General features: G+C 67.3%; 21 protein-coding genes. 7 read left to right on the top strand and 14 right to left on the bottom strand.

Going from position 1 to position 24,554, the window contains the following annotated elements; translation table 11 throughout:
- Nucleotides 1-325: 325 nt before the first annotated feature.
- Together L880_RS0101010 and L880_RS0101015 are read left to right on the top strand one after the other, a co-directional pair.
- Nucleotides 326-1,591: an MFS transporter gene (locus L880_RS0101010; protein ID WP_245614856.1), complete on the top strand. Its 1,266-nt coding sequence runs from the start codon at nucleotides 326-328 to the stop codon at nucleotides 1,589-1,591.
- 88 nt (nucleotides 1,592-1,679) lie between these two features.
- On the top strand, nucleotides 1,680-2,585 hold the full coding sequence (locus tag L880_RS0101015) for a LysR family transcriptional regulator (protein ID WP_027474073.1): 906 nt from the start codon (nucleotides 1,680-1,682) through the stop codon (nucleotides 2,583-2,585).
- 34 nt (nucleotides 2,586-2,619) lie between these two features.
- On the opposite strand, the gene L880_RS31190 is transcribed toward L880_RS0101015, so the two are convergent.
- Nucleotides 2,620-2,931, bottom strand: a complete 312-nt coding sequence (locus L880_RS31190; RefSeq protein ID WP_043328054.1) for a DUF4148 domain-containing protein — start codon at nucleotides 2,929-2,931, stop codon at nucleotides 2,620-2,622.
- A gap of 391 nt (nucleotides 2,932-3,322) precedes the next feature.
- On the opposite strand from L880_RS31190, the gene L880_RS0101025 reads away from it, so the two are divergent.
- Nucleotides 3,323-3,625, top strand: coding sequence for a hypothetical protein (locus L880_RS0101025; RefSeq protein WP_027474074.1), 303 nt, complete (start codon nucleotides 3,323-3,325; stop codon nucleotides 3,623-3,625).
- Nucleotides 3,626-3,684: 59 nt separating this feature from the next.
- On the top strand, nucleotides 3,685-4,848 hold the full coding sequence (locus L880_RS34100) for a porin (protein ID WP_084460949.1): 1,164 nt from the start codon (nucleotides 3,685-3,687) through the stop codon (nucleotides 4,846-4,848).
- A gap of 179 nt (nucleotides 4,849-5,027) precedes the next feature.
- On the opposite strand, the gene L880_RS0101035 is transcribed toward L880_RS34100, so the two are convergent.
- The 9 genes from L880_RS0101035 to L880_RS0101085 form a co-directional block, all read right to left on the bottom strand.
- On the bottom strand, nucleotides 5,028-6,515 hold the full coding sequence (locus L880_RS0101035; RefSeq protein ID WP_157462526.1) for an efflux transporter outer membrane subunit: 1,488 nt from the start codon (nucleotides 6,513-6,515) through the stop codon (nucleotides 5,028-5,030).
- On the bottom strand, nucleotides 6,512-7,441 hold the full coding sequence (locus tag L880_RS0101040; RefSeq protein ID WP_051442935.1) for an efflux RND transporter periplasmic adaptor subunit: 930 nt from the start codon (nucleotides 7,439-7,441) through the stop codon (nucleotides 6,512-6,514). Before L880_RS0101040 ends, L880_RS0101035 begins: the two co-directional genes overlap by 4 nt.
- Before the next feature lie 4 nt (nucleotides 7,442-7,445).
- Complete coding sequence (locus L880_RS0101045; protein WP_019572251.1) at nucleotides 7,446-7,655, bottom strand: DUF1656 domain-containing protein; 210 nt, start codon at nucleotides 7,653-7,655, stop codon at nucleotides 7,446-7,448.
- Nucleotides 7,652-9,706, bottom strand: a complete 2,055-nt coding sequence (locus tag L880_RS31200) for an FUSC family protein (RefSeq protein WP_051442936.1) — start codon at nucleotides 9,704-9,706, stop codon at nucleotides 7,652-7,654. Before L880_RS31200 ends, L880_RS0101045 begins: the two co-directional genes overlap by 4 nt.
- Nucleotides 9,707-9,751: 45 nt before the next feature.
- Complete coding sequence (locus L880_RS0101055; RefSeq protein WP_027474077.1) at nucleotides 9,752-10,708, bottom strand: LysR family transcriptional regulator; 957 nt, start codon at nucleotides 10,706-10,708, stop codon at nucleotides 9,752-9,754.
- A gap of 312 nt (nucleotides 10,709-11,020) precedes the next feature.
- Nucleotides 11,021-11,452 carry a DUF2267 domain-containing protein gene (locus L880_RS0101060; protein WP_027474078.1) on the bottom strand — a complete coding sequence of 144 codons (432 nt, stop codon included), beginning with the start codon at nucleotides 11,450-11,452 and terminating at the stop codon, nucleotides 11,021-11,023.
- 119 nt (nucleotides 11,453-11,571) lie between these two features.
- Nucleotides 11,572-13,326: a methyl-accepting chemotaxis protein gene (locus L880_RS0101065; RefSeq protein ID WP_027474079.1), complete on the bottom strand. Its 1,755-nt coding sequence runs from the start codon at nucleotides 13,324-13,326 to the stop codon at nucleotides 11,572-11,574.
- 438 nt (nucleotides 13,327-13,764) lie between these two features.
- Entirely contained in the window at nucleotides 13,765-14,814 is a 1,050-nt protein-coding gene (locus L880_RS0101080) for a succinylglutamate desuccinylase/aspartoacylase family protein (protein ID WP_027474080.1), read from the bottom strand.
- Nucleotides 14,815-14,952: 138 nt separating this feature from the next.
- Nucleotides 14,953-15,849, bottom strand: a complete 897-nt coding sequence (locus tag L880_RS0101085) for a LysR family transcriptional regulator (protein ID WP_027474081.1) — start codon at nucleotides 15,847-15,849, stop codon at nucleotides 14,953-14,955.
- A 121-nt stretch (nucleotides 15,850-15,970) separates the two neighbouring features.
- On the opposite strand from L880_RS0101085, the gene L880_RS0101090 reads away from it, so the two are divergent.
- Both L880_RS0101090 and L880_RS0101095 read left to right on the top strand, forming a co-directional pair.
- Nucleotides 15,971-17,044 (top strand): Bug family tripartite tricarboxylate transporter substrate binding protein, encoded by a 1,074-nt coding sequence (locus L880_RS0101090; RefSeq protein ID WP_051442937.1) that lies wholly within the window; start codon nucleotides 15,971-15,973, stop codon nucleotides 17,042-17,044.
- Nucleotides 17,041-17,937 (top strand): MBL fold metallo-hydrolase, encoded by an 897-nt coding sequence (locus L880_RS0101095; protein ID WP_027474083.1) that lies wholly within the window; start codon nucleotides 17,041-17,043, stop codon nucleotides 17,935-17,937. Before L880_RS0101090 ends, L880_RS0101095 begins: the two co-directional genes overlap by 4 nt.
- A 113-nt stretch (nucleotides 17,938-18,050) precedes the next feature.
- Here L880_RS0101095 and L880_RS0101100 read toward each other — a convergent pair whose 3' ends face one another.
- From L880_RS0101100 to pcaB, 3 genes are read right to left on the bottom strand one after another with little or no spacing between them, the layout of a single operon-like run.
- Nucleotides 18,051-19,550 (bottom strand): fumarate hydratase, encoded by a 1,500-nt coding sequence (locus tag L880_RS0101100; RefSeq protein ID WP_027474084.1) that lies wholly within the window; start codon nucleotides 19,548-19,550, stop codon nucleotides 18,051-18,053.
- Between the two features lie 19 nt (nucleotides 19,551-19,569).
- Nucleotides 19,570-20,550, bottom strand: a complete 981-nt coding sequence (locus tag L880_RS0101105; RefSeq protein ID WP_027474085.1) for a tripartite tricarboxylate transporter substrate-binding protein — start codon at nucleotides 20,548-20,550, stop codon at nucleotides 19,570-19,572.
- A gap of 54 nt (nucleotides 20,551-20,604) precedes the next feature.
- Nucleotides 20,605-22,002, bottom strand: coding sequence for a 3-carboxy-cis,cis-muconate cycloisomerase (gene pcaB / locus L880_RS0101110; RefSeq protein WP_043328057.1), 1,398 nt, complete (start codon nucleotides 22,000-22,002; stop codon nucleotides 20,605-20,607).
- 139 nt (nucleotides 22,003-22,141) lie between these two features.
- Between pcaB and L880_RS0101115 the strand changes: the two genes are divergently transcribed.
- Complete coding sequence (locus L880_RS0101115; protein ID WP_027474087.1) at nucleotides 22,142-22,867, top strand: GntR family transcriptional regulator; 726 nt, start codon at nucleotides 22,142-22,144, stop codon at nucleotides 22,865-22,867.
- 34 nt (nucleotides 22,868-22,901) lie between these two features.
- Here the strand turns inward: L880_RS0101115 and L880_RS0101120 are convergent, their stop codons facing one another.
- Complete coding sequence (locus L880_RS0101120; RefSeq protein ID WP_027474088.1) at nucleotides 22,902-24,485, bottom strand: methyl-accepting chemotaxis protein; 1,584 nt, start codon at nucleotides 24,483-24,485, stop codon at nucleotides 22,902-22,904.
- Nucleotides 24,486-24,554 lie beyond the last annotated feature (69 nt).

Genomic DNA, 24,554 nt, shown 5'->3' on the forward strand with positions numbered 1-24,554 from the left:
GTGGTGCCATTCTGCGCAGCGGGGTGATATCAGTCCATGCAGCCAGATGCATAGATCGAATCACGGATGTGAATAACAGAGCCCATCAAGCCCGGGCTGGCTTCACGCGACGCCAACCCTCCAAGGCAGTCGCCAGTGTCTGGTCTTGTTCTGGCCCTGACGGGTGCTCGACACCAGCGAAGGGGGGTCGGCCCGCCTTTGTGCGGCGATCGGCCTCCGAACCTGCGCGACATTGTGGCGGTCCGTGCCAAGTCAAAATGCAGCCCACATCCCCGGCATGGCGCGCAGCCGACGGGTGATGGACCTGCACCCGATCAGAAAAACGATGTCCGCGTTGAACCCGACCCCCACCAAGCCACCTGCTGAGCCACCCACCGGATCTCCCGCTGAATCCGACACCGCCCTGCCCTGGATGACCCTGTTGACCCTGGTCAGTGCCTTCGCGCTGAGCCAGGCCTTTCGCACGGTCACGGCCATGATGGCGACCGGTCTGCAGCAGGAGTTCGCACTGTCCTCGCAGGACCTGGGCCTTTTTGCCGCCACTTTTGCGTTCGCCTTCGGACTGACCCAGTTTGCGGTCGGGATTGCGCTCGACTTTTACGGGCTGCGCCGCACCTGGCTGTGCACTTTTCCGCTGGCCATCCTGGGGGCCCTCATCTCTGCATTGGCCCCTAACTTCTCCGTGTTGGTGCTGGGGCAGGCCCTGATCGGCATGGGCTGCTCGCCGGCCTTTGTGGTGTGCACGCTGTTCATCGGCAGGCGCTTTCCGGTGAAGCGCTTTGCCGCCGTCTCGGGCACGGCCATGGGCTTGGGGGGGCTGGGGCTGATCCTCACGGGAACCCCCTTGGCCTGGCTCATCCACGCCAGTTCCTGGCGTGGGGGCTTTGCCGTGCTGACCGGGCTGGCCTGCATTTCCTGGGTGCTGGTCTATCGCCAACTGCACGAGGGACTGGCCGCCACCCAGCAGCGCCCAGAAACCCTGGTCAGCGCCCTGCGGGGCTTTGGCGTCATTTTCCTGCTGCCCCAGACCTGGGGCATCTTGGCCCTGGCGGGGGTCAATTACGCCTCATTCCTCACGCTGCGTGGCCTGTGGTTGGGGCCCATGCTGATGCACCGCCACGCCATGACCTTGCTGCAGACAGGCAACGTCGCCTTGCTGGTGTCCTTGATATCGCTGTTCACCCCCGCCGTGTTCGGGCATTTTGATCCGGGTCCGGCGCGGCGGCGCCAGTGGATCGTGTGCGCCGTGACGCTCATGGCCGCGGTGTCCGGGGCGATGGCCTTTGTTCCCTCTGCCTGGGTTGGTGTGGGTGGCATGGTGGCCATGGCCGTGCTGTCGGGGGCCGGTGTTCTGCAATACGCCAACGTGCGCGCGTCCTATGGCGCCGAGTTTGCCGGGCGTGCCATGTCGGTGTTCACCATGTCCATGTTTCTGGGGGTGGCCATCGTGCAAAGCCTGAGCGGCTTTGCTGCCTCGTGGTCCACCGCCTTGGGGGGCGACCCCTATGCGGGGGTTCTGGTGTGCATTGCGGCGCTGCTGCTGATGGGCGCGACGGTGTTTCGCTGGCTTCCGGCCGCGCCGGTGCGTTGAGACGCGACTGCTGCTAAGTTCGGGGTACCTGGGGCCAACCTCCACCCGCACCACCTGCCCGCAACCCCACCCGCAACCCCCGCCCACCATGGACCTGCGCCACCTCGACCTGAACCTGCTGGTGGTGTTCCACCAGTTGCTGCTGGACCGCAGCGTCTCGGCCGCGGCCGAGCATCTGGGCCTGACCCAGCCCGCGGTCAGCAATGCCCTCAAGCGCCTGCGCGCCGGCCTGGGCGACGAGCTGTTCACCCGCACCTCGCATGGCATGTCGCCCACGCCCTATGCGCTGCACCTGGCTGAGCCGGTGGCCCAGGCCTTGAACACACTGCAGGGGGCGCTGGCCACGCGCGATGCCTTTGACCCGCTCGGCAGCACCCGCACCTTTCACCTGGCCATGACCGACATCGGCGAGATGTACTTCATGCCGCCGCTGATGGAGGCCCTGGCCCAGCGTGCCCCGCACCTGCGCATCAGCACCTTGCGCCCGCACACGGGTGATCTGAAAGAGGACATGGCCCAGGGCCGGGTCGATCTGGCCCTGGGCCTGCTGCCGCAGCTGCAGGGCGGGTTTTTTCAGCGCCGGCTGTTTCGCCATCGCTACGTCTGCATGTTCCGCCAGGGCCACCCCACGGCGCGTGTGCCCATGAGCCTGAAGCAGTTCTGCGAGCTGGAGCACGTGGGGGTGGTGGCCGCCCACACGGGGCATGGCGAGGTCGATGGGCAGCTGGAGCGCGCCGGCATCCAGCGGCGCATGCGCCTGGTGGTGCCGCACTTCATCGCGGTCGGCCACATCCTGCAAAGCACCGATCTGATCGCCACCGTGCCGCAGCGCTTTGCGCTGCGCTGCGAACAGCCCTTCGGGCTGGTCAGTTCACCGCATCCGGTGCGCCTGCCCGACATTGCCATCAATCTGTTCTGGCACGGGCGCTTCAACCGCGACCCCGCCAATCTGTGGTTGCGGCAGTTGCTGATCGAGCTGTTTGCAGATCGCTGACCTCAGCTCGCCACGGTCTGCCAGGGCCTACTGATCAGTAAGTCAGTTCGCCGTGCGGGATCAGGCCCAGGCGGTTGGCGCGGGCGGCCTCGGCACTGACTTCGGCGCGGGTCAGTGTCGACTTCAGCAGGGGCTGCACGCGCGACATTTCCAGCAGGCTGGGGTCAGCGATCTTCAGCTGGGCGGCGGCCACGGCTTCGGCATTGACCTCGGCGCGGCTGCGCTGCGACACCACGGGTGCGAATTGCTCCTTGTAGGTGTCGGCTTCGCCGGTGGCAAAGCTGGGGGTGGCAGTCAGGGCGGCACTGGCGGTCAACAGGGCCATGGCGATGAGGGAGCGGTTCATTTTGGTGTCCTTTCAGGGGTGATCAAGAGAGCTTGTCGGGTGCCTTTGCAGCCGGCATTCGGTGAACCTGCCGTGGCGGCTGGCCTGCGGTCTGGTTCGTCGATGGCTGAACTTTATTCTTCCTGAAATGACAATAAAAGCAGTCAAATAGAAATTGGAAATTTCCAAAAACGAAACAAGTGACGGTGCGGGATGAACCCGCCGGGGCTGGCCTTCGGCACCGGCGCGTGTCGTATTTGTTTCTGAATTAGAAATTACCAATTCCTGAAAAACGTGTTTTATTGCTGATCATGGCGGTCTAAAGTCACGCATCGGACACGCAGGCACGCTGTGCCTTCCCCGACCCGCCGGGCCAAGCCCCGGCCTGAAACCTCATTCAAGGAACCTCGCCATGCCCCGCACACTTTTCTCTGCCGCCTTGATGGCCGTTGCCACCCTCGCCGCTTCCAGCAGCTTTGCCGCAGGCGAAGCTGACACCTACCGAGACCAGTTGAGCGCCCCCAGCGTGGCGCAGCGCAGCCGGGTCGAAGTGCGCACCGAGGCCGTGCAAGCCGCCCGCCATGGGGCCGATGTGGACCCGATGTCCCAGGGTCTGCCCGCCGTCAAGTCGGCTGTGAGCCGGCAGGACGTGCGTGCTGCAGCGGCCGCCGCCAACCGGGCCGGCTTGTTGCCGCACGGTGAAGCCAGCTTCTGAGCACGCGCCACCGTTGCGTCGAGTCCTTCTCATTTCTCCACCTCCATCCCATGACCAAGATGAAAAAATCCCTGATCGCCCTGGCTGCGCTGAGCGCACTGACCGGCTCCCTGGCCGCCCATGCCGAATCGGGCTCCAGCCTTCAGTTGTACGGCCTGATTGATGCGGGCGTGCGCACCGACAGCGCTGCCGTCAAGTCCAGCACCGGTGCCACCGGCTCGCAAACCCAGCTCTCCTCGGGCGTGCTGAACACCTCGCGCTTCGGCTTCAAGGGCACGGAAGACCTGGGGGGCGGCCTGCGCGCCAACTTCAACCTCGAGTCGGGCTTCAACACCGCCAATGGCGCCACCTCCAGCAGCAGCAACATCTTTGATCGCCGTGCCATCGTCGGCCTGGAAAACCAATGGGGCCGCATTGACCTGGGCCGCAACACCACCTTCAACTACGACTTGCAGGCCGGCTACATCAACGACCCGCTGGGCCAGGAGCTGACCAACAACAAGCAGTACGCCGCGGTGGCCGCCACCACCGTCAACCCCCTGGGCACCCTGGTGGGCGGCAGCCTGGACACCTCGCGCCGTGACAACATGGTCAAGTACCAGAGCCCGGTGATCGCCGGCACCTCGCTGGGCCTGGCCTATTCGTTCGGCAACGTGGCGGGCTCGACGGCCGCCAACTCGTCGGTGCAGGCCATGCTCAAGTACGACGTGAACCCGGTGCAAGTGGGCGCCGCCTACGACCGCCTGCGCGACGTGGCCGGCCGCAATCAGACCACCTGGACCCTGGGCGGCAACTACCTGTTCAATGGCCTGCGCGTGACCGCCGGCTACACCCAGATGCAGGCCGACGCCAACTTTGCCAACAGCAACACCTCGATCCTGACCAGTTCGAGCGCCAGCACCTCGCTGTACAAGTTCCTGAATGGGGCCAGTGCCAGCACCACCGGCCTCAAGGCCCAGGTGGCCGATGTGGGCGTAACCTTCAACGTGAGCGACCTGGTGAAGGTGGTGGGTGCCTACTACAACACCAAGTACTCGGCCGACGGCCTGTCGTCCAACCGCTACGACACCTACGTGGCCCGCGCCCGCTACACCCTCAGCAAGCGCACCGATGTGTACGCCGAACTCGACTACACCAAGGCCAATGGCGTGACGGCGGCCCAGACCGCCAGCGGCAAAAGCAACAACACCGGTGTGGCCTTCGGCCTGCAGCACCGTTTCTGATGCCGGGCGCGTGAGCGCCTGACACCCCAGCGGTTTTTCTCCATTGCGTTGACCCCGTCACTTCAGTGTGGCGGGGCTTTTTTGCGTGGGGGCCGCAGCGCTGGTGTGGATGGGGGCGGGCTGGCGTGGGCTGAGGGGGGGCGCGTTGTCTGCCGCGCCAGCATGCGCCAGCCGCTGGCTCAGTGCGCGCTGCCGGGTGGGGTAGCCTGTTGCTGCCACCCGCCGCCCAGGGCGAGGAACAGGGCGACTTCATCCCGCGCAGTCTGGCCCTGGCTTTGGGCCACTTGTTGGTCCAGGCGGCTCAGCGCGCCTTGCGCCTCCAGCTGGCTGAGCAAGGGTGCGCGGCCACTCTCATAAAGCCGATGGTTGTCCTGGGCCACCTGATCGGCCTGCTCGCGGGCCTGTGCCAAGCGGGCTTGCTCGTCCAGGTCATGCACATAGTGGCTCAGGGCGGTTTCGGTTTCGCGCAGCGCGTTCAGCACCACACCGTCGAAGTGCGCCAGGGCGGCCTGGGCATCGGCTTTCGAGGCCTGCACGCGCGCACGTGCTGCATTGTCCGGGATCTGCCAACTGATCAGCGGGCCCAGGCCCCAGCGCGCGGTGGAAGCGTTGCCCAGGTCACCCAACACCCCGCTCAGGCCCGCCGAGGCGCCCAGGTGGATGCTGGGGTAGAGCGCGGCCGTGGCCACGCCGATGCGCGCCGTGGCGGCCGCCAGTTGGCGTTCGGCCTCACGCACATCGGGGCGGCGTTGCAGCAGGGCGGCACCGTCGCCCACCGGCAGCGGCTGTGCGAGTTTTGGCGAGGCCTCGCAATGGGTGCGCTCGCGGCTCAGGGCCTGGGGGGGCAGTCCCAGCAGGGCTGCCAGTTGGTAGTGGGCCGCATCCTGGGCCGTGGCATAAGCCGGCAGCTGGGCCTGCAAGGCCAGGGTCTGGGCCTGGGCGGCCTGCACCGCGGTGCGGGGGCTGCGGCCGGCCTCGGCCAGGCGCCGCGCCAACTCAAGCCGGCGCCGCTGCACGGCCAGGGCGGCCTCGGCGCGGTGCAACTCGCGGGTGGCCGAGCAGCCCTGCACATAGGCGCGCACGGTGGCGGCGGCCACACTCACGCGCACCACATCCAGCGCGGCCGCCGTGGCCTGCTGGCTGGCTTGGGCGGTCTCTTCGGCCCGGGCCAGCTGGCCGAACAAGTCGATCTGGTAGGAAACGCTGAAGCCCAGGTTGCCCTCGTTCATCACCGGCAGCTTTTCTTTCAGCAAGAAGGTTTCGCCGGCCTCCTGGGCGCGTTTGCCTGCGGCCTCGATGCTGGCATGAGGGCCCGCCTCGGCCTCCACCGCCTGCACCACGGCCTGGGCGCGCTGCAGGTGGGCCCGGGCCTCGCGCAAGCCGGTGTTGGCCTGCAAGGCCTGCTGCACCAGGCTGTCCAGCGCAGGGTCGGCATACAGCTGCCACCAGTGATCGGGCACCGGCCCCAGTGAGACCGCCGGGCCATGAGCCTGCTCGAAGCCGGCCTGGGCTAAGGCTTGCCGTGCCACGGCCTGGTCGGCCAGCGGCGGGGTGGCCGGCAGGGGCGAACAGGCGGCCAGGGCGCTGGCGCAGGCCAGCACCAGGGCCCTCTGGCGCCAGCGTTGAGGGGTCGCGGTGGCAGCGACGGTGCCAGCTTGCCTGATCATGAGTGTCCTCCCGTGCTGGGTTCAGCCCCATGGGCGGCGGGCGCTTCATCGAGCACCGACACCGTGGCCGTGCGCCCGGCGATCAGGTGGAAGTTGGGCGGCACTTCGTCCAGCGCCACGCGCACGGGGATGCGCTGGGCCAGCCGCACCCAGTTGAAGGTGGGGTTGACGTTGGGCAGCAGGCTGGCGCCATTGCTGCGGTCGCGGTCTTCGATGCCGGCGGCCATGCTTTGCACGTGGCCCCGCAGGCGCAGCGCGCTGCCCATGATGCGGATCTCCACCGGCTGCTGCAGGTGGATGTGGTCGAGCTTGGTTTCTTCAAAGTAGCCGTCAACGTGGAACGAGGCTCGGTCCAGCACCGACAGCACGGGTCGGCCGGTGCTCACGTAGTCGCCTACGCGGGGCGCCCGGTCGTTCACAAAGCCATCCACCGGGCTGGTGATGCGGGTGCGGGCCAGGTTGAGCCGGGCCAGCGCCAGGGCGGCCTCGGTGCTGGCCAACTGGGCCTCGGCCTGTTCCAGCCGGGCGTCGCCCTGTTCCTGGCTTTCACGTGCCACCAGGTCGCTCAGGCGGTGGTTGCGCTCGGCCTCCAGGCGGGCCTGGGCCACCACGGCACGCTGCGCGCGCCAGGCGGCTTCGGCCTGGCGCACCGCCAGTTCGTGGCGGGCGCGGTCCACCACCATCAGCAGCTCGCCCCGGTGCACGGCCTGGTTGTCGTGCACCAGCACCTCGGTCAGCAGGCCCGACACATCGGGCGCCACCTGCACGGCATCGGCCCGCAGGTGGCCGTCGCGGGTCCAGGGGGCGTCGTTGTAATAGGTCCAGAGGTGTTGGCCGGTCTTGGCCGCGGCGGCAGCCATCAGCAGGGTCAGCGCCACCGGGATGGCTCGGTGCTTCAGGGTGTGCAAGAGGGGCAAGGGTGTCATGGGATCAGGGTCTCCACCAGATGCTGCCTTGGACGCAGGCCGACAACACGACCACGAACAGGCAGAAGTTGAAAAGTGAGCGGTGCCATACCAGCCGGTACAAGCCCAGTCGCGCCAGCCCCAGGCGCAGCCCAGCGGTCAGGCCCAGGGCCAGCACGGCCAGCAGCAGCACGCTGGGGACAAACACCCCGTACAGGTCGATTTCGGCATTCATGCAGTGGGGCTCCGTGTGGGTTCGGGCGTGACCAGGGCCCGTGCGGGTGCCGGCCGGCCAGGGCACAGCGTGATGCGCAACTCGGCCAGCGCATGGCGGGCCTGCCGGGCCTGCGGGCTGTCCTGCCTGGCCAGCGTGTGCAGGGCCCGGTCGATGCGCTGGCCCAGGGCCTGTGCCGCGTGGGGGTGGGGGGTCTGGTTCAGGCGCGCCCGGTAGTGGGCGGCCACGGCCCCCAGCACCCGGCGCAAGGGTTGCCCAACCGGGCTGGCGGGCGCGCCGCTGCCTTGCAGGTCCAGCACGCTGAAGCCCACCCGCAACTCACTGAAGCCATCGGTGACCCGGTCATGGGCGCTGGCGGCCAGGCGCGGCAGCAGCAGGCTCAGGCGATCCAGCATGAGATCGCCCATGGCACCCAGCGCGGCGTGTTCGGTCTGATGGCGGCCCCAGGCGTGGCGCACCAGATCGCGCCAGAGGCTGCGCACCAGGCGGCGCAGGGCCAGGCCGGTGCCAAAGGGTCGGGTCAGCAGCGTCCACACCAGCGCGCCGAAGGCCCCCGCGATGCCGGCCAGGTTGCTGTTCACAAAGTCTGCGAAATTGGCGTCGTAGGCACCCGACAGGCCCAGAAACGAGGCGGTGCAGACGGTCAAGGTCATCGCCATGGGGGCAAAGCTGGGGCGCAAGGCCAGCGTGCCCAGGGGTAGGAAGGGCAAGGCCAGGACCAGCACCAGGGTTTCGAAATCATGGGTGGCCGGGATCACGTAGAACAGCAGCACACTGGTCAGCAGCATGCCCACGCAGGTCCAGCCAAAAAAGCCGCGTTGGGCCCGGGCCGGTTCATCCTGGGCGGCAAAGAAGCAGGCCGTGATGGTGCCCATGATCACCGCGCTGGCGCCCTGCTGCCAGCCGGTTTCGATCCACAGCAGGCACAGCACAAAGCTCAGCGCCGAGGCCGACAGGGCTGAGAACACCACCATGCCGTGGTCCACATGGCGGGCCTGGCTGTCCAGGTGCTGGCGGCGGTAGGCCGGTGCCCAGTCATCCAAGCCGGTGCGGCCATGGTTGTTGCGGGCGATGCGTTGGCGCAGTGCCAGACAGTCTTGCCACAGGCAGACCAGGGTGTGTAGCCGGGCCAGCGTGTGTTGCGTCAACACCGCCGGCCAATCAGAGCCGGCCGGGCCACTCCCATCGGGGTTTTGCCAATGGAGCCCAGTGAGGGGGGCCGCCTGGGCGTCAAGGTTTTGCATCCAGTCGGCGACCTGCGCCAGGGCTTGCTCAAGCCCCGCCGGCAGGCCTTGCGGGAGTTGGCGAAGCTCGGCCAGCGCGGCCTGCAGTGACGACAGCATGGGCAGCAGCAGGCTCAGGCGCCAGCGCAGCTCGCGGGCATGGCGCACCACGTCCACGCTGGCGGTGTCATAGGCCAATTGGCCGATGAACTGGTCCAGGGCCAGGATGTCGGTAGCCAACTGGTGGCGGCTGGCGCCCGGCACCTGGCCAGGTTGCAAGGCTTCGGTGGCCCAGGCCGCAGCGTCGCGCAACCACACGCCCATGCGCTGGTCCAGCACCGGGGCCACTCGGCCCGGGAACACCAGGGCGGCCACCGTGCTGGCGCAGGCAATGGCCAGCAGAATTTCCTGGGTGCGGGCCACGGCGATATTGAACACCTCGGCCGGCGAGCCCACGGCGCCAAAGGCGATCATGGGCAGCGTGTAGGCGGCCAGCATGTAGAGGTAGTTGCGGGGCGTGCGGTCCAGTTGGGACAGGTACAGCAGGCTGCCCGTCCACAGCGACACCACTGCACTGAGCAGCACCGGCTGGTTCACCAGCCAGGGCACCAGCAGCACCGCGGCGCTGGCGCCCAGCAGGGTGCCGCCAGCCCGGTAAACGCCCTTGGACGGGGTGGCGCCCGTCAGCGGGTGCGACACCACATACACCGTGGCCATGGCCCAGTAGGGCCTGGGCATGCCCAGCGCCAGCGCGATGTACAGCGCCAGCATCGAGGCCGCAAAGGTTTTGACGGAAAACAGCCATTCCCGCCCGCTGGGCATTGTCATGGGTTCTTTCGTGGGGCAGCGGCGTCAGCACGCCGCTGTGGCGGGTCAATCGGCGTTGGCGGTACAGCGGGTCAGCCAGGGGTCCTTTTCACTGTCGGGAAAAGCCTGCGCCAGGTGGTCCAGAAAGGCCTTGGTCTTGGCCGGTACATGCTCGCGCGTCGGGATCGCGGCATGGATGCTCAGGGCCGGCAGACGCCAGTCGGTGAGCACGCTTTGCAACTCGCCGCTGGCGCAGGCCGGGGCCGCCACAAAGGACGGCAAGACCACCAGTCCCAGGCCTTGCAGCGCGGCCGAGCGGGCCGTCTCCAGCTGGGTGGTGCTGAGCGCGACTTGCGTGAAGGCCATGGCATAGCTGTCATCGGGCTGGCTGTCCCGGGCACTGGCGGGGGGGCGGCGAAAGGTCAGGTCGTGCACAAAGGGCAGGGTCACCAGTGCGTGGTTCATCAGGTCCTTGGGATGCTGCGGGCGGCCCTGGGCCTTCAGGTAGTCTGGTGAGCCGCACAGCACCAGCTGCGAGTGCGCCAGGCGCCGGGCCACAAAGTCGCCGTTCAGGGGTCGCGCATGGCTCATCACCAGGCAGACATCGAAATCTTCGTCCAGGGTTTCGGCTTGGGCGTTGGTCGTCAGCTCGATCGTCACCTTGGGGTGGATTTGTTTGAAGCTGCGGATGAGTCGCACCAGCTCGTAGGTGGCCAGCGAGGGCGGCGCCAGCACCTTGAGCCGGCCTCCCACCCGCTGCGTGGCCGACTGCACGGAGGCCTCGGCTTCTTCGATGTCGGCCAGGATGCGGCGCACCTGGTCGAGGTAGATGCGGCCGGCCTCGGTCAGCACCAGTTTGCGGGAGGTGGATCGGTTGAGCAGGCGCGCCGAAAGATGGGTTTCCAGGTCAGAGATCAGGCGGGTGACCACGGGCGGCGACATGTCGAGGGTACGGGCCGCCGAGGCAAAGCCTTGGCAGTCGACCACACGGCAGAAGACCTGCATGCTGAGCAGACGATTCATGAGGCGAGCGTTGGATGGGGCGGGCTGGGGTTCTGGCGCCCAAGTCTCGAGACCACAGTGGGCGGGATGGGCGCAGCGCTCGTCTCCGGCCCAGAGCCGGATGGAGCGCGTGGCCGAAGTTTAGAGAGATCGACTGATCAGAAAAACGGCTTTCCAGGCAATTGGCTATTCCTAAAATGGCAACAAAAGAGATTTTGAAAATTAATTAATGTCTCTTTTGGCAATTGAATGGGTTGGCTGAAGCGTATCCAGACCATGCCTTTCACTCCCTCGGTGGGCGTGGGGTGCGAGCAGTTCGACCTGTGGCCCGGCTCAACAGGAAGACTGATAGCCCCAATAGGCTTGTGCAGCCGGCGCCAGCTTGCTCATGGCGCGCTGGTGCACCTCGGGGTCCATGTTCTTTCGGAGGGCTTCAGCCACGGCCCGGATGGCGTGAGGCGGCGCAAAGTTGTGTTGCCGCCGCACGGAGCGCACTTCGTCGAGCAGTTCCTCCGGCGTGCCAAACGAGCGCACCGGCTGGCTCACATCCCAGTGCTCCACAAAGAGGGCACGCAGCACCGGCGGCAAGGCGTCGGCAAACGCCAACGCTTGCTCTACCGGCAAGCGGCTGCGAAAGGTGTGCAGCACACCGATGACCATGTTCCAGCTCATGTTGGTGGTGGCCAAACCGGCGCAGTCGCGCGCATCGATCATGAACTGCTCGAACTGGCGCGAGGCGTTCTGGTATTCGAATGGCATGGGCATGGGGGCGGCTCTCAGGGGCGATAGACAGCGATGGGTGGCGAGCGTTTTACCATGTTGCCCGCCTCGCCTCCGCCGCTCCCTGGAGCGCTGCGGCACTCAGCCCAAGACCGCTGTCCGGCTCAGAACGACTCCCAGCTCTCGTTGTCGCCCTTGGATGTCTGGGGCTGGCTGGCGCTGGAGGTCAATGCCGGCGAGGTCTTCGATGCGCTGCGCATTGCGGGGCGTTGATGGCCCGCTGTCCGGGTTGGGGCTGAACGATGCGACAGGCTGGGTGTCCTGACTGCGGTGCCGTGGGTCATGGGGGCTGAGCCTCGTGCGCCACCCTGGGTCAGTTTGAACACCGCCACGGCCTGCACCAGTTGGTCGGCCTGGCCCTTCAGGCTCTTGGCGGCCGCGGCGCTCTCCTCGACCAGGGCCGCGTTCTGCTGCGTCACCCGGTCCATCTGCCCGACCGCGTCGGCGACCTGCTCGATGCCAGAGCTTTGGTCGTCGCTGGCAGAGGTGATTTCGGCCACGATGTGGCTGACCCGCTGGATCGAGGCCACGATTTCGCCCATGGTCTTGCCCGCCTGGTCCACCAGCAAGGTGCCCTGTTCCACCTGTTCAACGCTGCTGCTGATGAGCGATTTGATCTCCTTGGCGGCCTCGGCACTGCGCTGGGCCAGGCTGCGCACTTCCGATGCCACGACTGCAAAGCCGCGCCCTTGTTCGCCAGCGCGAGCCGCCTCGACGGCTGCGTTCAGTGCCAGGATGTTGGTCTGGAAGGCAATGCCGTCGATGACGCCGATGATGTCCCCGATCTTGCGGCTGCTGGTGCTGATGCCTTCCATGGTGGTGACGACCTTGCCGACCACATCGCCGCCTTGCACGGCCACTGCCGACGCGCCTTGGGCCAGTTGATTGGCCTGCCGAGCGCTTTCGGTGTTGTTGCGCACGGTGTTGCCGAGTTCGCTCATGGTGGCCGAGGTCTGTTCCAGCGCCGCGGCTTGTTCTTCGGTGCGCTGGCTCAGGTCCTGGTTGCCCTGGGCGATTTCTGCACTGGCCGTGGCCACGCCCTCGGCGTTCTGGCGCACCTGCGCCACCACTTCGGTGAGCGACACCTGCATGGATCCGAGTGCACTCAGCAAGGGGCTGAATTCGTCGGCATTGTTGTCCACCACCGCCACTGAAAAGTCGCCCTCCTTCACCCTATCTGCCACGGTCTGGGCCTGGGCCACGCGGGCGCGCAGCGCACGGGCCATGAACCAGGAGAAGGCCACCAGGCCACAGGCCACGGCAGTCACCAGAGCGGAGAGCTGCAGGCGGATCTCATCCACGTTGCTGCCGATGGCGGCCACATCCTGGCCCAGCACCTTGGCCTGGCGGTCGCGCTCTTCGCTGAGCCAGGTCTGGATCTTGGCAAACTGGGGCAAGGTGGTGTCGGCCAGCATGTTCAGGGCGGCTTCGTGTTGCCCGCTGCGGATCAACTCCAGGTTCTTCTCGGCCACGGGCCACGAGGCGACCTGAAGGTCCAGCCAGTCGCGTTTGAAGGCATCCCGACCCGCCTGATCCGTGATCTCGGCCAGAAAGGCGGCATCGTTCTTGGCGATCTGCTCGCGCTTGCGCTGCACATCCTTGGCGGATTGGTCGACGGTCTCTGGCTTGGTGGACAGCAAAGCCTGTCGGATGTCCGACAGGGCTTGCGACACCTTCAACTCCGTGCTTGCGATCAGGCTGAGCTGAAGCACTTTGATGTTGCCGGTGCGGTGCGACAGGTCTCGCACCTCACGCAGCTGAACCCAGGCGCTGGCGGTGACGGCGATCAGCGCGGCGATGAGGGCCAATGAAACGACATACAGACGGGTGCTGAGACTGGTTTTGCTGAAGAGTGTCATGGATGTTCCCAAAAATATGACGCAGGGCATCCCTTCAGATGGGCCAAGGCAGCGGTCAAAGTGACGAACCCAGTTTGTCGTTTGCTCAACGCACGAAACAATCCGGGTTCTCAGACCCATGCCCAACGGTCCAGCGGTCCAGGACTCGCATGCATGTTCCCCTCCGCGGCGCTCACTCGATTGATATGTATCAAGGCGCACCCAATGAACAGGGTGGCGCAACAGCTGTTGGCAAGGGAGGACGCGGCTTTGTTCGGCCTGCGGTTGCGAGCCCAGCATTTCTGATAATCGCACCGGATTTCGCAGCCTTGCCTTGCGCCGGTTGATCACCGAAACCAGTACACCAGCGGCACGCCCGTGCGGTGTGACAGCGCCTGGGCCCCGCCCATGCCCCCGTGGGCGGCCAGCCACGCGATCGATTCAGGCTTTTGGCGGGCCTCAGACTTGACCGGCCGGAACACGGCTGGCCAAGTGTCCCAGGCAATCCCCTGCCTCCACCCGGGCCAGGGCACGGATGCAAAGCGCCAGGCCAGCACCTTTGAAGCGGATCTCAGTGGCTGGGGCCCCGGGCTGGGTGGGGTCGTGGATCCAACCCGCGATCTGACCGGCCTGCACTTCGTCGCCCAGCTGAAAGGCCGGCTCAAACAGGCCGGGCACCGGGGCGAACACATAGTGGGCGTCGCCCTCAACACGGTAAAGATGGGTGGCTTCGCGTGGCAGGGCGTCCAGCCTTGGGGGCAGCAGCCCCATGCCCTGCATCAGACGCTCGATGCAGGTCTCGGCCAGGGCCAGGCCCTGGGGATTGCACACGGCTTGGCCACCAAACTCGCCGCAGAAAAACAGCAGGCCGTTGCGGTCGGCAGCAGCACCGAAGGTGCGGTCTTCGCCCAGCAGGTCCATCACCAGGGTGCGCGGTGCGCCCAGGTGCTGCACCAGGCGGCTGTAGGTGTCGGCCTGGGCGGGGTCGGAAGGCCAGGCCGCCAGCACCGTGGGCAGGTAGTGGGTGGAGGCGCCGCCGGCATGCAGATCGAAAGCCACATCGGCCAGCGGGAACAGCACGCTGTCCACATAGTGCGCCAGCATCTCGGTCAGGCTGCCGTTGCGTTGGCCCGGAAAGGCGCGGTTCAGGTTGCCCTGGTCGATGGGCGAGGTGCGGGTGCCCTGCATCAGGGCCGGGAAATTCAGCCCCGGGATGACGATCAGGCGGCCCTGGATCTGCAGTTGTGGCAGGCGCCGCATCAGCTTCATCAGCGCGATGGGGCCTTCAAACTCGTCGCCATGGTTGCCCCCGGTCAGCAGCAGGGTGGGGCCAGGGCCGTGGTTCAGCACCGCGATGGGCACCGGGATGTGGCCATAGCCCGAGCGGTCGTGCGAGTAGGGCAGGCGCAAGTGACCTGATTGCAGGCCGGGCCGGTCAAAGTCGATGTCGGTGCTGATCAGGGAGGGGCGGGAGGACGGGGGCGTTGGCGCCGTGGCAACTTGGGGCATGGGAGGTGGATCGTTTCAGCGGGCAGCCGCCGCAGCGCCCATCGCTGCGGGCCGGCCGGCCCGGTGCACCCGGACTATCGATTCAACGCCCGGAAATATCCAATGCTGTTGATGGGTGTTGGTGATGCTCTGAAGGCATCATTGTGGTGACGGTGCCGGCTGTTGCAGCGCGCTCAGAAACCGCTGCAGGCCGGGGCTGGCGCCTTGGCGCCGGCAGGCAAACGACAGGCTCAGGGGCACCGACACATCGGCCAGGGGCACAAAGCGCACCCGGGCCGGCGGCCGGCCCCGGTTGGCCGCATTGACCAGGGCGATGCCGATGCCCGCCGACACCAGCGACAGCACGGCCGATTCGCTGCCCACCTCCTGCACGATGCGCGGCGTCAGGCCGGCCTGGGTGCAGGCCCCCATCAGGCGGTCGTGGTAGGCCGGGTACACCGGGCGCTCGAACATCACGAAGGGCTCGTCGGCCAGTTCGCTGGCCTGCACCAGCGGGCGTTGGGCCAGGCGCGAGCCCTCGGGCACGGCCAGGATCACGTCGTGCCGGGCCAGGGCCGTGCACTGCAGCGCCGCGTCCAGGGGCTCAAAAGGGTAGATGAAGCCGCCGTCCAGGCCGCCCTCGTGCAAGGCCGCCAGTTGCTGCGGCGTGCTCATCGGAAACAGCTGGATGCGCAGGCCTGGGGCCTCCTGCTGCAGGCGGCCGATGGCCTCGGGCACCAGGCCATCCCAGCCTGCGCTTTCGATCAGGCCCAGACGCAGGCTGCCCAACAACCCGGCGGCGCGCAACTGCACCGAGCGCTTGGCCTCTTGCACGGCAGCCAGGATGCGCTGGGTATCGGCCTGGAAGGCCAGGCCGGCCTCGGTCAGGCGCAGGCCGCGGCTGCTGCGCTCGAACAGGCTCACGCCCAGTTCGGCCTCCAGGTCTTGAATCTGGCGCGACACGGCGGGCTGGGTCACGTACAGGTGCTCGGAGGCAGCGCGCACACTCTGGTGCTCGGCCACCATGGCGAAATAACGGAGATGGCGCAGTTCCATGGCATGAGGCCCTCAGCAGGGTGATGCTTTCAGGGCATCAAGCAAGCAGAAAGAATGAATTGTGGTGTCGATGGGCGCTCAGCATAGTGGATGGCACCCTCAACCCCAACAGGTGCCCCTCATGACGCCCCACCCGCATCCCCGCCCCGCCACCCGCCCCGCCATTCGCCCCGCTACGCGCCGCACGGCCGTGATCCAGTGTCTTGTGGCCTTGCTCGCCCAGCCGGGCCTGGGCCTGGCCAGCACAGCGACTGCCCCTGCCGCACCGGCTGCCGCGCCAGGCTGGAACCCCGACAAGCCGATCCGCCTCATCGTGCCCTGGGCGCCGGGCGGCGCGGTGGATGGCACCTCGCGCGCGCTGGCCAACGGCCTGGGCGCGCGCCTGCGCCAGCCTGTCATCGTCGAGAACAAGCCTGGCGCCAGCGGCATGGTGGGCGCGGCCTATGCCGCGGCCAGCCCGGCCGACGGCTACACCTTCTTCATGGGCAATGTCGACACCCAGGTGGTCAACCCCCTGCTGTTTGCCAAAACCCTGCGCTACGACGCCGCCAATGCCTTCGACCCCGTGATCGAGCTGGGCCGTGTGCCCATGGCGGTGGTCGAGCGCGCCGGGGTGAACGTGCGCAACGCCCAGGACCTGCAGCGCCTGGCGCGCGACAAGCCCGGCAGCGCCAGCTACGGCACCTGGGGCATCGGCAGCACGGCCCACCTGGCCTTCGCCCTGTTGGAGCAGCAAAGCGGTGTGGATCTGAACCACCTGCCCTACCAGGGCGCCACCCCGGCCTATGCCGCCTTGCTGGGCGGGCACATCGAGTTCGCCCTGGCCCAGGTGCCCTGGGCGCTGGCGGCCCAGCGCGAGGGCAAGGTGCAGATCCTGGGCGTCACCTCGGCCCAGCGCAGCACCTTGGACCCGAGCCTGCCCACGCTGGCCGAGCTGGGCTTCAAGGATTACGCTGTCGAGCAGTGGGTGGGCCTGTTCGCGCCCCGGGGCGTGCCCGCCGATCTGCGCGAGCGCCTGGGCCGCGAGGTCAATGCCTGGCTCAAGACCCCCGAGGCCCAGACCGCCTTGCGGGCCGCCGGGGTGGAGCCCGGTGGCGGCACGCCCGAGCAACTGGCCAGCCGGCAGAAGGCCGAATCCGTGTTCTGGCAACGCCTGATCCGCGCCAGGAACATCACCGTGGAGAACCTGCAATGAGCGAGTTGATTGGCACCCCGACCCCAGGCCAGCCCATTTACCGTGTCGGCGAGTGGTCTGTCTGGAAGGTGGAGGAGCGCTGCATCGACAGCTTTGCGCCCGCGTTCCTGTTTCCGGCCTGGGATGAAGCCACTGCGCCACCGCGCACCGCCTGGGCCGATGCCAGCACCACCGCCGATGAGGGCCGCTGCCTGCGCCTGAGCATCCACAGCTGGGTGCTTCACCGCCCCGGCCAGACCGTGATCCTGGACACCGGCATCGGCAACGGGCGCGAGCGCCCGGGCAAGGCCATCTTCCACCAACTGGCCACGCCCTACCTGAGCCGCCTGCTGGCCAGCGGTGTCCAGCCTGACCAGGTCGACCTGGTGATCAACACCCACCTGCACACCGACCACGTGGGCTGGAACACGCATTGGCTGGATGGCCGCTGGCAGCCCCTGTTCACCCGGGCCTGTTACCGATTCCCGGCCCCTGAGTTGGCGCACATCCGCCAGCACACCGGCCACCTGGCCGCGGTGTGGCGCGACAGCGTCGAGCCCGTGGTGCAGGCCGGTCTGCACCAGCCCATCGCCTTCGAACCCACCGTGATCACCCCGGGCCTGACCATGGTGCCCACCCCGGGCCACACCGCCGGCCACATGAGCCTGTGGCTGAGTTCAGAGGGCCAGCACGCCCTGTTCAGCGGCGATGTGATGCACCACCCGCTGCAGGTGCTGGCGCCGGGGCTGAGCTCGGTCTTCTGCGACGACCCGGCCCGTGCCAGCGCCACCCGCCGGGCCGTGCTGGCCGAGCTGAGCGAGCGCCAGGCCCTGTACTTCAGCTCGCACTTTCCGGGCAGCTCGGTCGGCCGGGTGCAGGCGGTGGGCGAGGCCTGGCGCTGGGTGCCGGCCTGAGTGAGGTCAGCGGGGGAGCCGCTTGGCAAGGGCGCCACGATCTCGGTGCGCCAGGCCGGGGCCCTGGTGGCGGCGTTGGGGCTGCAGGTGGTCTGAGATCGGGCCGGCCCGGCTCAAGCCGCAGGCGCCGCAAACCAATGGATGGTGTGGCCCTGCGAATCCACCGCCACGGTGACGGGAAAGTCCTGCAGCTGAAATTCATGGATGGCCTCCATGCCCAGGTCATCGAAGGCGACCACCCGGGCGCTCACGATCGCCTTGGACAGCAGGTAGGCCGCCCCGCCCACGGCGGCCAGATAGGCCGCGCCGTGCCGCTTGATCGCCTGAATGGCCGCGGCCCCTCGCTCGGCCTTGCCTATCATGACCAGCAGGCCTGTGGCGGCCAGCAGCGTGTCCACGAACTTGTCCATCCGCGTGGCCGTGGTCGGCCCGGCGGGCCCCACAGCCTCGGCGCCAACGGCCTCCACCGGCCCCACGTAATAGATGGCCCGACCCCGCAGGTCCACCGGCAAGGGCAGCCCTGCCGCGATCAGATCCACCAGCCGCTTGTGCGCGGCGTCGCGCGCGGTCAGTACCCGGCCCGACAAGAGCAGGGTCTGGCCCGTGCGCCACTGGCGGACCTGCGCGGGATCCAGCTGGTCCAGGTCCACGCGCAGGGCCTCTGGCGCTGCAAAGTGCTCGGGGATGCCCGCCCAGAGCGCGCGTGGCGCGGGTTCAAACACCTTGGGCTGCGGGCTGTCCAGCTTGAAGCGCACATAGCGGGTTGCCGCGCAATTGGGCACCAGGGCGACCGGGATGGTGGCGGCATGGCAGGGGGCGGCCGCCACCTTCACGTCCAGCACGGTGTGCTGACCCCCCAGGCCCTGAACCCCGATACCCAACTGGTTGATGCGCCCATGCAGATCCAGCCGCAAGGCCTCCACGGCATGGCTGGCGCCACGCGCCTTCAGCTCATCGATATCGATGGGGGTGAACAAGGCCTGCTTGGCCATCAGCATGGCCTGTTCCGGGCTGCCACCGATGCCTACTCCGATGACCCCCGGCGGGCACCATCCCGCCCCCATGCCGGGGATCTGGGACAGCACCCAATCGGCCACGCTGTCGCTTGGGTTCAAGGTGGCAAAGCGGGCTTTCACATCGCCGCCACCCCCTTTGGCCACCACCAGCACCTCCAGTTCATCGCCTTCGGTGAACTCGCAGAACACCACGGCCGGCGTGTTGTCGCCCGTGTTGGTGCGCAGGCCCAGGGGGTCTTGCACCATGGAGGCCCGCAAGGGATTGGTGGGGTCTCCATAGGCTTGATGCACCGCCTGGTTGACCAGGGCCTGCAGCCCTTGCAAAGGCTGGCCATCGCGCCTGCTGAAGTGCAGGCCCATCCCGACGCGCAGAAAGACCTGCACGACGCCAGTGTCCTGGCAGAGGGGGCGACGGCCTTCGCTGGCCAGTCGGCTGTTGATCAGCAATTGCGCCAGCGCAGCGCGGGCGGGGGCGTGGGTTTCGGCCTCCCAGGCCCGGCGCAAGGCGCGCACGAAATCCGACGGATGGTGGTGGCTGATGAATTGCAGGGCATGGGCGATGCTGTCCTGCAGGGCTTCCTGTTCGAGCGTGCGCATGGGGTCGGCCTTGTGGGGTTCAATCCAGGGTGAGCTTGGCTTCAGTCGCCACCTGACGCCACTTGTCCACCTCTGAGAGCGTGTGGCGCTTCAGGGCCTCAGGGGTCACCGCGTTGTCTGACAGGGGCTGAATGCCGAGCTCGCTCATCTTGCGGATCCAGGCCTTGTCGCCAGCTGCACTCACGTAGGCGCGGTAGACCTTCTGGACGACGTCCTTGGGGGTGCCCTTGGGGGCATACAGCCCATACCAGGTGGCCGCCTCAAAGCCGGGCAGGGCTGTCTCCGACAGGGTGGGGACGTTGGGGAACTGCGCCATGCGTTGTGTGGAGGTCAGGGCCAGAGGTGCAATCCGGCCGCCGGCCAACTGTGGCAATGCGGTGTTGGTCTGGTCGAACATGGCGTCCACCTGCCCGGCAATCAGGTCGTTCATGGCCGGGGCTGCGCCTTTGTAGGGCACCTGGGTGATCTGGATGCCGGCCTTGCTGGCGAAAAGGGCGGCAATCAGGTGCGAGGTGGAGCCCGGGCCTGCGTTGCCGAAGTTCAGCTTGCCTGGGTTCTGTTTGGCATAGGCGATGAGGTCTGCCGCTGTTTTGTGGGGCGAATTCTTGGGTACCAGCAAAACCAGCGGGGTGTCGGGGAAGCGGAACACGGGTTCGAAGTCTTTCGCCGGGTCATAGCTCAGCTTTTTGTAGAGCGCAGGCGCTGCGCCCATGTAGCCCATGTGGCCGACCAGAAAGGTGTAGCCATCGGCATTGGCGCGGGCCGTCTTGCCGCTGCCCAGCGTGCCGCCCGCACCAGGCTGGTTGTCGATGATGATGGCCTGGCCCAGCGGCCGGGCCACCTTGTCGGCAATGTCGCGTGCGAGCGCATCGGTGGGTCCCCCTGCGGCGAAGGGCACGACCCAGGTGATCGACCGGGCTGGATAGCTTTGTGCCTGGGCGGCGCAGGCTGCCACCAGCAAGGCGGCGGTGGCAAAGAGTTTTCGAAAAGCGTTGTTCATGTTGTCTCCTGAAATGGAATGGTCTGGCTCGGTGGGGGCACGGTCAAAGAGGTGTCAATGCGACCCGGTGGGCGCGACCTTGGCTGACCGTGCAAGGGCCCGGTCCACCATCTGCGGGGCCAGCCCGAGGTAGTTGGCGGGGTCGGTCAGCCGCTTGATGGCCGCGCGGTCAAAGTGCTGTGTCACCTCTGGCAGGGCCATCAGGGCCTCGGCCAGCGTGCCGCCTTGCTCGTTGACGGTGCGGCAGGCGTCATAGACCACGTCGTGCGCCTGCTGGCGCCCCATGGCCGGGGCCAGGCCCATCATCACGGCCTCGGCCACGATCAGGCCCCGGCTGATGCCCAGGTTGTGGCGCATCCTGTCGGTGTCGACGATCAGGCCCCCCAGTGCAAATTGGGCCTGGTGCAGGGCCCCGGCGATGAAGACAAAGCTCTCGGGCAGCGCAATCCACTCGGCATGCCAGGGCCCGGTCGCGCGCTCGAAGTCCTGGATCATGGCGTCCACCATCAGGCCTGCGTGTTGCCGCACGGCCTTGGCGGCGGCCAGCATCAGTTCACTGGAGATCGGGTTGCGCTTTTGCGGCATGGTGCTGCTGGCACCGCGGCCTTTGACAAAGGGCTCGTACAGTTCGCCGAACTCGTTGGAGGCCATGATCATCACGTCGACGGCGATCTTGCCGAGCGAGCCCGTGATCAGGGCCAGAAGATTGACCGTTTCGGCGAACGCATCGCGGGCCACATGCCAGGTGGTGGCGGGCACCCCCAGCCCCAGCTCTTCGGCCAGGGCCTGCTGTACGTCGAAACCCTTGTCGCCCAACGAGGCCAGGGTGCCGGCCGCACCCGCAAACGACACCACCTGCACCCGCTCGCGCAACTGGGCCAGGCGGTCCTGGTGGCGGTCGAACATGGCCAGCCAGATGGCCACCTTGTAGCCAAAGGTCACCGGCAAGGCCTGCTGCAGGTGGGTGCGGCCGGCCATGGGCGTGTCGCGGTGTTTCCGGGCCAGATCGGCCAGGATGCCGCGCAACGCCAGAATGTCGGCTTCCACCAGATCCAGTGCGGCGCGGATCTGCAGCACGTTGGCCGTGTCCATGATGTCTTGCGTGGTGGCCCCCCAGTGGACGTAACGCCCGGCCTCACCCGACATGGCCACCAACTGGTGCACCAGCGGCAGGATGGGGTAGCCGACGATGTCCGTCTCTTCGCGCATGTGGTCGAAATCGATGCGCTCCAGGCGCGATTCACGGGCAATCACCTCGGCCGCATCGGCCGGGATCACGCCACAACGGGCCTCGGCCTTGGCCAAGGCCACCTCGACTTCGATGTAGCGCGCAACCAGCGCACGGTCGGAAAACACCGCGCGCATCGCGGGCGTGCCAAAGGCATCCCGAAAAAGAAGGGAGTCGACGACAGTGCTGGAACCCTGAAACGAGGGCATGGACGCGGCATTCATGGACGTTGCTCTTTCAATATGTTGACAAAAATCGAACATATCTGTATGTTCGAACAAATTAAGTCTAATATGTTCGAACATAAAAGAGGCAAGGGTTTTCCCTTGCTTCCAGAACAACCCATCAGAAAAGGAAAGCCCCATGGCCCAAGGCATACACACCGACTTGATGCTCGACCTGTCGCAGGGAATTTCCAGTGGGCGCTACCCCGTGGGCAGCTTGCTGCCCACGGAATTCGAGTTGTGCGAGCGCTATGGCGCCAGCCGCTATGCCGTACGGCAAGCCTTGCAGGCTCTGCAGGATCTGGGCTTGATTTCGCGCCGCAAGAACGTGGGCACCCGTGTGGAGGCCACCCAGCCTGCCGCCGGTTTCACCCAATCGATTGCCACCGTGGATGAACTGGCCCAGTTCGGCGCCACCCATGTCCGGCAGCTGCACGGCGTGGAAGAGATCGTGGCCGATCTGCCGCTGGCGGCCCTGCTGGGCTGCCCGGGGGGCAGCCGCTGGTTGCGGATCTCCAGCCTGCGGATGGACCAAGGCTCGCGCCACAAACCCATTTGCTGGACCGATGTCTATGTGGACCCCGCCTGCGCCGGTGTCGCAGAGTGGGTGGAGCAGTCGCCCGATGTGCTCATCAGCACCTTGATCGAGCAGCGCTTCGGCCACCGCATTGCCCGTGTGCGCCAGGATGTGCGCGCCATCCACCTGCCCGAGAAGACGGCCGAGTTGCTGCAGGCTGAACCCGGTATGCCGGCGCTGCAGTTGATCCGCCACTACATCGACGCCAGCGACAAGACCTTCGAGATCTCGGTCACCGTCCACCCCTCCGACCGCTTCACGTTCACCATGGAGATGGAGCGCAAGTGAAGACCGGCTGCCGCCCTGGGCGGCGGCCTTCAGTTCAGGTCAGTGCCAGCGTCCGCCCCGCCGGCACCGGCCCCAGCCTGAACAAGGCCAGTTGCTCGCGCAGCACGGTCACCTGCGCCGCCAGCGAATGCGTGGCGGCGCTGGCTTCTTCGACCAGGGCGGCGTTTTGCTGGGTGGTTTCGTCGAGCTGGTTGATGGCCCGGCCGATCTGGCCCACGCCGGCGCTTTGTTCGGCGCTGGCGGCGCTGATCTGGCTCACGATGTCGCTGACCTGGCGGATGGCGCTCACCACCTCGTCCATGGTCTGGCCGGCCTGATCGACCAGGGTGCTGCCCTGGGCCACCTGGCCCACGCTGGTGTGGATCAGGGTCTTGATCTGGCGCGCCGCCTCGGCGCTGCGGCCAGCCAGTTGGCGCACCTCGCTGGCCACCACGGCAAAGCCGCGGCCTTGCTCGCCCGCGCGGGCCGCCTCCACCGCTGCGTTCAGCGCCAGGATGTTGGTCTGGAAGGCGATGCTGTCGATCACGCCGATGATGTCGCCGATGCGGCGTGAGCTGTCGTTGATGTCTTTCATGGTGTGCACCACCTGGGCCACCACGCTGCCGCCCCGGCTGGCCACCTCGGAGGCGTTCTGGGCCAGTTGTTTGGCCTGGTGGGCGTTGTCGGCGTTGTGCTGCACGGTGGTGCTGAACTGATCCATGGTGGCCGCCGTTTGCTGCAGGGCGCTGGCCTGGGCCTCGGTGCGCTGCGACAGGTCGAGGTTGCCTTGGGCGATCTCGCGGGCCGCGTGATCGATGGTGGTGGTGGCCTCGCGCACCTGGGCCAGGCTGTGGCCCATCTGCAGTCGCAGGTGGTTCACGGCATGGGCCAGGCTGTGGGGGTCTGCGCCGCGGGGGGCGAGTTCGCTGGCCAGGTCACCTTCGGCCATGCTCAGGGCCTGGCGCGCCACCTGGGCGGGCTCACCGCCCACCGCGCGCTCGATGCTGCGTGCCAGCACGGCACTCAGGGCCGACATCAGCAGGCCCAGCACCAGCAGGGCGGCGCCCGACTGCAGCAAAGCGCGGTGAAAACCTTGCTCGATGTCATCCACATAGTCGCCCGCCACCAGGTCCCAGCCCCAGGGCTTGAAGCGCACCACCCAGGCGATCTTGGGGCTGGGCGCCTCGCTTTGCGGGCGCGGCCACCAGTAGTCCACATAGCCATGGCCTTCGGCCGAGGCCCCCGCGGCAGCGATGTTCACATACAGCGGCGTGCCCTTGGCGTCCTTGAAGGCAATCATGTTGCGCCCCTGCAGCTCGGGCTTGATGGGGTGCATGGCGATCACCGAGTCGGCGCCCACCACGGTCACATAGCCATCTTTGCCGTAGCGCTGGGCGGCCAGGCGGGCCAGGGCCTGCTGGCGCGCTTCGGCCTCGGTGAGCTTGCCTTCGTTGGCCTGGCGGGCCAGGTCGCGCACCAGGCTGAGCGACATGTCGGTGATGTCGGCCAGCGCGGCGCGCCGGGCTTCGAACTGCAGCTCGCGCGATTGCCAGGCATGGAACACGCTGAGGGCCAGCAGGCTGAGCCAGGCCAGCACCAGCGGCAGCCAGAGTTTTTGACGCAGGGACAAGGTGGGCATGGTGATCGGCTCCAGACGGGGTGGGTTGGGGGGAGAGGAGGCAGGCCCCCGCAAGCGCCCCCTGGGGCC

The sequence above is a fragment of the Curvibacter gracilis ATCC BAA-807 genome (assembly GCF_000518645.1).
Taxonomy (GTDB): domain Bacteria; phylum Pseudomonadota; class Gammaproteobacteria; order Burkholderiales; family Burkholderiaceae_C; genus Curvibacter; species Curvibacter gracilis.